Genomic DNA, 3684 nt, shown 5'->3' with positions numbered 1-3684 from the left:
CATCCGCAAGATCGGGCCAGGCATCTACACCGCCCAGCCAAATCCCTCAGTGCCCTTGCCAGCGGCCCAAAAGCCTTAACTACCTGGCCTTGGGGGCTCGCCCCCAAGTGTGGACACGGGTTGTTATGCGGCGAGCAGCACCTTATCGGTGGTTTGCTGCTCGTAGTCGATCGGGCTGAGATAGCCGAGGGTTGAGTGTCTCCTGCGGGTGTTGTAGCGAGTGATCCACTTGAAGACGGCCAGACGGGCCTCACGCGCCGAGGACCAGCCCTTGGCGCCCTGCAGCGTCTCGCGTTTCAGCGTGGCGTTGAACGCCTCCGCCGCGGCGTTGTCGGCGCTGGTGCCGACGGCTCCCATGGACTGGCGCACACCGAGCTCGGCGCAGACCTTGGCGAACTCGGCGGAGGTGTACTGGGCCCCATGATCGGCATGGAAGATCGCGCCATGCAGGCTGCCCCGTGTCGCAGCGGCCGCGCGTAGCGCGTCGCTCACCAGCTCGGTGCGCATGTGATCGGCGATCGACCAGCCCGCCAGCCGTCGTGAGCCCAGATCCAGCACGATCGCCAGATACAGGAACCGGCCCTCACCGACGGGCAGGTACGTGATGTCACCGACATAGCGTCGGTTCGGGGCCGGCGCGGTGAAGTCCCGCCGGATCAGGTCCGGCACCTTCTGATGCGAGGGTTCCGGCACCGTGGTGCGCACCTTCTCTGCGCAGGTGCAGCCCGACAATGCCGGACCGGCGCATCACCCGCGCGACCCGCTTGTGGTTGACCCTGCGGCCCCGGGCCCGCAGCTCGGCGGTGACGCGCGGACTGCCGTAGGTGCCGTCGAACGCGCCGTGGATCTGCCTGATCTCCACGGCGAGTGCGGCCTCGGCCGCAGCCCGCTCCGCCCGGGCCGGCGCCGCCTTGATCCACCGGTAGAAGCCCGAACGGGACACCTTCAACACTCGGCACAGCCGCTTCACGCCGAAGGCGCCCGCGTGATCGTCGACGAACTCGAAGCGGCTCACCAGTTCGTAAGGTCGGCCCAGAGCGCGGTGCCGGTCTTGCGACCGGTCCGTTTCTCCAGGCCGCCTTCCGAACCCGGCGTACCCGTCTCCGAGTACCGGGCTCTCCACGGATGCTGCCGTCTAACGGGCTGGTTGAACCCACGGGCTGGGGATACGCGCGCCGCGATAGCGATACCGGGTGACCGGGATCTTCTCGATGCCGCGCCAGATGACCCCGTTCGCCGAGAACGGCAGCCACCGCCCGGTGGGCGTGGTGTGCCCTCGGCGGAACTCCTTCCAGCCCCAGCGATGCCGCTCACGCAGCAACCGGGCCAGCCTCCACCAAGTGAAGGCGTCCAGGTTGGCGAACACGCGCTTGGCGATCGCATGCTGGAAGTAGAACGCCCATCCGCCCATGACCCGGTTCAGCTGGGCCAGCAGGGCATCCAGGTTCAACGGTGAGGTCTTGCGGGTCAGCGCACGAATCTTCGCCTTCAGCCGCCGGATCGGGTCCTTGGCGATGAAGGTGTAGACGTGCCAAGTGTTCGTGCCCCGCTTGCGGCGCCACTGGATGTGGAACCCCAGGAAGTCGAACCCCTCGCTCATGTGCACGACCCTGGTCTTGGCCGGTGACAGCCGTAACCCCATCGGGGCCAGCACATGGGCAATCTGTTCGCGCAACTGGCGGACGTGCTCTTCGGAGCCGTTGACCAAGACGACGAAATCGTCCGCGTAGCGGACGATGCGCCAGGTCGCGGCCCCTTTGGCGCGCAGAGTCTGTCTCCGTCTCGGAGAGGAGAACACCCCGCCCGGCCGCCACGGCCCGTGCAGATGCTCATCGAGCACCGACAAGGCGATGTTGGCCAGCAACGGAGAGATGATCGCACCCTGCGGTGTCCCGGCAGAAGTGTCCTCGCGTTCGCCGAGTTCAGTCATGATCCCGGCCTTGAGGAACGCCTTGATCAGAGCCAGGACCTTCTTGTCCTTGATCCGGTCGCGGACGCGGTCCATCAGCGCGGCGTGGTCGATCTCGTCGAAACACGCCGCGATGTCCGCGTCCAGCACCCAGCGGTAGCCGTGGGTGCCCATGCGCTGGATCTCGGCAATCGCGTCCTGAGCTCGTCGCCGGGGCCGAAACCCATAAGAGACCGGCAGAAAGTCAGCCTCGAAGATAGGCTCCAGCACCAGTTTGAGCGCAGCCTGAACGACCCGGTCGGCGATCACGGCAATGCCCAGCCGCCGCACCTTCCCGGCTCCGCCCGGCCTGGGAATCAGTCTCTCCCGCACCGGCAACGGCCGGAACGCACCCGTCCTGAGCTGAGTGCGCAGGTCTTCCAGGAAGCCCGAGACACCGATCCGCTCCTCGACGTCGGCGGCGGTCACGCCGTCCACGCCCGCGGTCCGGCCACCCCGGTTGCCCGCCACCCGGTCAAACGCCACCAGCAGCGTCGCCGGGTCATGCACGAAATTGAACAAGTCCTCGAACCGACGGCCAGGATCGGCCGCCGCCCAACGGTGAAGCTTGGCCTGCATCTCCGATACCCGCCGACCAGGCCCCAACGGGACCTGATCTGGCCAGGCGCTCCCATTCGGGGGCGCATCTTTCGGCATTACAGCCTCCAACGTCTCCTCGCTTCCGCTGCCGCCCTTCCCCAGGTGGCCGGCTCTCCCGGCCTCGAAGTACTACGGCGGCTCCGCCCCACCCGGCCCATTCGGCGGTCGATGCGCCTATCCCACGCGCCAAACTGGCGGCTCGTCTCGTGGGAAGTGGAACCGGGTGGTTCCCGTGTTCGCTGTGATCCGCTCGGCGAAGGAGGAGCCCGCCTGCATCCCTGCGGCATCGCCATGAGTACGCCGTGGGCCTTCCTCATGGCCTCCCCGGACGGCAGAGACAAACCATCCCAGGAGTTCCCCGGACCACCACATGGGTGGCGGGTGCGCACCGCTCCCGACCCCTATCCACCAGGTTCGAGCCGGTCTCGCGTTGAGGGACGTAATGACGACGGTTCCTCGCGTACTCCTTTCCGCCTCGCTCACCGGACCCGCACCATCTGGCAGTACTGGCACGTCCCGGCTTTGTCAGGGCCGCTTGCCGCCCTCCCCGGCATCACCCGGATCGGACTGCCCTCAGCTTCCCCGCCCTGCCACGACAGGACGGACGACGAAGGTCTTGCACCCTCGTACGGACCATCAACGCCTCACGGCGCACGTCTCTCCCGCGAAATACTTCGCTGCCCGGCGCAGGATGTCGCGCTCCAGCTCCAGCTCCCGGATCCGTGCCTTGAGCTGCTTGTTCTCCTCTTCCAGCACGTCGTCGGACGATAGCGGGCCCCGCGCCGACTTCTTGACCGGGCCGCGCGCCTTGGCGCCCGCGGTGCCGTCCGCCTGCGCCTGACGCACCCAGTTACGCAGCGTCTCCCGGCTGATCCCCAGGTCCTCGGCCACCGAAGCCAGCGTCCGTCCCGGATCGGATAGATACAACGCGACGGCGTCCGCCTTGAACTCCGGCGGATACGACTTCATCGCCACGTGGAACTCCTTGTCTCCGGATCTCCATCATCCGGTACTCAAGGTGTCCACACATCGGGGGCAGGGCCCAAGGCCAGGTAGTTAAGGCTTTTGGGCCGCTGGCAAGGGCACTGAGGGATTTGGCTGGGCGGTGTAGATGCCTGGCCCGATCTTGCGGATGA

At 67.1% G+C, this 3684-nt stretch carries 1 protein-coding gene and 2 pseudogenes; all 3 read right to left on the bottom strand.

Annotated features, from left to right (window positions below; all coding sequences use genetic code 11):
* Nucleotides 1–123: 123 nt before the first annotated feature.
* Nucleotides 124–1021 (bottom strand): annotated as a pseudogene (locus ACIBI9_RS67705) (IS3 family transposase); the annotation flags it as partial.
* Between the two features lie 114 nt (nt 1022–1135).
* Nucleotides 1136–2527: a group II intron reverse transcriptase/maturase gene (gene ltrA / locus ACIBI9_RS67700; RefSeq protein WP_397239628.1), complete on the bottom strand. Its 1392-nt coding sequence runs from the start codon at nt 2525–2527 to the stop codon at nt 1136–1138.
* 660 nt (nt 2528–3187) lie between these two features.
* Nucleotides 3188–3523, bottom strand: a pseudogene (locus ACIBI9_RS67695) (transposase); the annotation flags it as partial.
* Nucleotides 3524–3684 lie beyond the last annotated feature (161 nt).

It is taken from the genome of Nonomuraea sp. NPDC050451, from assembly GCF_044458585.1.
The sequence above is the reverse complement of the archived record's forward strand: the minus strand, read 5'-3'. Positions and strand labels throughout refer to the sequence as shown.

Excerpts from the sequence above, each read along its gene's own strand:
- ltrA (WP_397239628.1), bottom strand. The coding sequence starts at position 2,527 with ATGCAGGCCAAGCTTCACCGTTGGGCGGCGGCCGATCCTGGCCGTCGG.